Source organism: Geodermatophilus sp. SYSU D01105, from assembly GCF_054050095.1.
This window is the reverse complement of the sequence record NZ_JBJGYR010000052.1, coordinates 1-713: the sequence shown is the minus strand read 5'-3', so window position 1 is coordinate 713 and position 713 is coordinate 1. Positions and strand designations below refer to the sequence as shown.

At 71.1% G+C, this 713-nt stretch carries 1 protein-coding gene; it reads right to left on the bottom strand.

What is annotated here, in order from left to right:
• Position 1 precedes the first annotated feature (1 nt).
• Positions 2-670 (bottom strand): CoA transferase subunit B, encoded by a 669-nt coding sequence (locus tag ACI79I_RS24320; protein ID WP_456995135.1) that lies wholly within the window; start codon positions 668-670, stop codon positions 2-4.
• Positions 671-713 lie beyond the last annotated feature (43 nt).

Here is a 713-nt window from a genome sequence, read left to right as displayed (position 1 = left end):
CTCAGACGGTGGCGGGCAGTGTCATCTCGGGGACGTGGTCGGGGATGGTCAGGGGCGCGCCGGTGGCCTGGGCGACCTCGTCGGGGGTCAGGCCGGGAGCGGTCTCGACGAGGGTGAACCCGGCCGGGGTGATGTCGATGACGGCCAGGTCGGTGATCACCCGGTTCACGCAGGCCCGGCCGGTCAGCGGCAGGGTGCACTCCTGCACGAGCTTGGGGCTGCCGTCGCGGGCGACGTGTTCCATCATGATGATCACCTTGCGGGCGCCGTGGACCAGGTCCATCGCGCCGCCCATGCCGTTGACCATCTTGCCCGGGATCAGCCAGTTGGCCAGGTCTCCGCGCGGGTTGACCTGCATCGCGCCGAGCACCGCCAGGTCCAGGTGGCCGCCGCGGATCATCGCGAAGGAGGTCGCCGAGTCGAAGAAGCTGGCGCCGGGCAGGATGGTCACGGTCTCCTTGCCGGCGTTGATCAGGTCGGGGTCCTCCTCGCCCTCGAAGGGGTAAGGGCCCACGCCCAGGATGCCGTTCTCCGAGTGCAGCACCACGTGCACGTCGGCGGGCACGAAGTTGGGCACCAGGGTGGGCATGCCGATGCCCAGGTTGACGTAGGCGCCGTCGGTGAGCTCGGCGGCGACCCGGGCGGCGAGCTGGTCGCGGGACAACGGCATCTCAGGCGCCTTCCTGCACGGCCTCGTCGCCGGCCGCGGCCGG